This window comes from Neobacillus rhizosphaerae (genome assembly GCF_050477885.1).
Taxonomy (GTDB): Bacteria; Bacillota; Bacilli; order Bacillales; family Cytobacillaceae; genus Neobacillus; species Neobacillus rhizosphaerae_A.
In genome coordinates, this window is the sequence record NZ_JBCNAC010000068.1 from 1 (window position 1) to 2,521 (window position 2,521).

The following is a 2,521-nucleotide window of genomic DNA, read 5'->3' on the forward strand; positions in this document are numbered from 1 at the left end:
AGCTGGACAATTCTCGAAGTGGAATCCTATACACTAATTTTGTAGAAAAAACAGTTCGAAAAATATCGAACTGTTTTTGAGATTATAATTTGGATGGGAATTCACCATTAGGACTTATTAATGTAACAGAATACTTATCAGTAAAAATAGCTCTTGCCATTTCATCCACACTATTTTGAGTCACCTGATCGATTTGTTCAATAATTTCATCAAGAGAACGGTGGCGTTTTAACAGTAATTCATTTTTACCATTACGGCTCATTCGACTATTTGTACTTTCCAAACTTAACATCAAGCTGCCTTTAAGCTGCTCTTTACTATTGGTCAATTCCTTTTCAGTAATGCCAGTTTGTTTTAATTTATCAAGGGTTTCCTGAATGGTTTCAAATAAAACATCGAGTTGCTTCGCTCCTGTTCCTCCATAAACAGTAACCACACCACTATCCTGATAAGCAGAATGATAGGAGAATACGGAGTACGCCAAGCCTCTTTGCTCACGAACTTCTTGAAATAATCTGGAACTCATACTTCCGCCCAATATATTATTTAGAGTAATTAAACTATAAATATCCTCATGACCAACCTTTAATCCTTCAAATCCAATACATAAATGAGCCTGTTCCGTTTCCTTCTTGCGTGACAAGCGGTTAGCATGGAAAGTAGGAAGATTTTCAGGTGTTTCCTTTGACCCACCCTGGTAGGACCCAAAATAATTTTCAACCTCTTTAATAAAGGACTCCGATACATTTCCAGCAATTGAGATGACTACATTTTCAGGTGTATATCTTTCATGGATGTACTCCCTTAGTGTATCTCCTGTAAATGTATTCAGTGTTTCTTCAGTCCCTAAAATTGGATACCCAAGTGGATGGTTTTCATAAACGGCTCTGCTTAATAAATCATGAACAATATCATCCGGTGTATCTTCATACATTTTAATTTCTTCAAGGACTACATTTTTTTCCTTTTTCAATTCTTCTTCCACAAAAGTGGAATTAAAGAACATATCAGCTAAAACATCTAATGCAAACTTAGAATGTGTATCCAGAACTTTTGCATAATAGCAGGTATACTCCTTAGATGTAAAAGCATTAACTTGACCGCCAATGCTGTCAAAGGATTCGGCAATTTCCTTTGCTGAACGTGTTGATGTTCCTTTAAAAAACATGTGCTCTAGGAAGTGGGAAATCCCATTTGTTTGTGGATCTTCGTTCCTTGAACCGGTTCCAATCCATACACCAATTGCGACAGACCTTACAGTTGGTATGTTTTCTAATACTATTCTTACTCCGTTTTGGCAAGTGTACTTATTAATCATCGACTTCCTCCTGTCTTTAAACAGCAGCTGCTACTACTCCAATTATTTATTATACGTTTTTATAGATATTTTCTCCAATTTTCTGATAGATTCTCACAAATTATTTTATTATTCTTTCCTCACTCATTAATTCTGAGACCGTACCGACCTCTAAATCCTTTTGCTCGATAAGAGTAATGAGCCTGTCAAGTGATTTTGCGGTTGATTCTGTTGGATGCATGAGAACCATGGAGCCCTTATCAATTTTAGACATCACTCGATTAATTAAGACATCAGGTGATGGCTTTTGCCAATCAACCGTATCAACCGTCCACATAACGGTTAACATATTCAGTTCATCTGCTACTTTTATCGTTTCATCCCGATAGCTGCCACTTGGAGGTGCAAACCAAACTGGCTTTTCTCCTGTAGCTGCTTCAATAATATTGTTAGTCTTTATTATTTGTTCCCTTGTCTGAGCTGCAGTAAGCTTTTGCATATCCGGATGAGAATAGGAATGATTACCTACTTCATGCCCAGCGCTTACGATCATTTTTGCCACATCTGGGTTTTTTTTAACCCAATTTCCTTCTAGGAAAAAGCTAACAGATACATTATGTCTTTTTAATGTTGCAAGCATTTCAGGTAAATATTCATTTCCCCAAGCCACATTAATTATAAAGGATACCATTGGTTTGTCTGGATGCCCTTTATAAATGGGGGTTGGCGGTAAATCCTTTAGATGAATTTTTGGTTTCACTTGGGTAAATTCTAATTTTTTTTCATCAAAGATGCCTTTACTTTTCATGTTTTTATATGAAGCGCCAATATCTACCTTAAGTCCATTATATCCTGGAATAGCCTTCCAAACCCTGTCAACCTTGGCATCGGAAGGTGGTATTTCATATGTAGAAGCGTTTTTTATTATACTCTGGTATAGGGGATCTGACTGTTTCGCTGTCGGAAGTGCCGAATCCCTTAAAGAGGATACATATTTGTTCACAACTGGATTATTTACTGAAATCCATGCACCCAAACAAATGACTAAAAATATATTGACCTTTTTCATTTACCTTTCCCCCTTCCATAAAGATTATGTATAGGAGGGACAAGGTAGAACATGTAAAACTCCTTGCTTAAAAGAAAGGCTTTGTTAAACTTGTCTGTTGATTTCCGCTCCAGGCGCTTCGCTTTCCGTGGGCGTTTCGGCGAGCCTCCTCGGCG

2 protein-coding genes are annotated in these 2,521 nt (G+C 37.2%); both read right to left on the minus strand.

The genetic code is table 11. The annotated features are described in order from the left end of the window. Nucleotides 1–82 precede the first annotated feature (82 nt). A complete protein-coding gene (locus tag ABES03_RS09230) occupies nt 83–1,318 on the minus strand; it encodes a M16 family metallopeptidase (protein ID WP_430117002.1) in 1,236 nt (411 codons plus the stop codon). Between the two features lie 100 nt (nt 1,319–1,418). Further along, nucleotides 1,419–2,366, minus strand: coding sequence for a polysaccharide deacetylase family protein (locus ABES03_RS09235; protein ID WP_430117003.1), 948 nt, complete (start codon nt 2,364–2,366; stop codon nt 1,419–1,421). Between the last annotated feature and the right edge of the window lie 155 nt (nt 2,367–2,521).

Excerpts from the sequence above, each read along its gene's own strand:
- ABES03_RS09230 (WP_430117002.1), bottom strand. The coding sequence starts at position 1,318 with ATGATTAATAAGTACACTTGCCAAAACGGAGTAAGAATAGTATTAGAA.
- ABES03_RS09235 (WP_430117003.1), bottom strand. The coding sequence starts at position 2,366 with ATGAAAAAGGTCAATATATTTTTAGTCATTTGTTTGGGTGCATGGATT.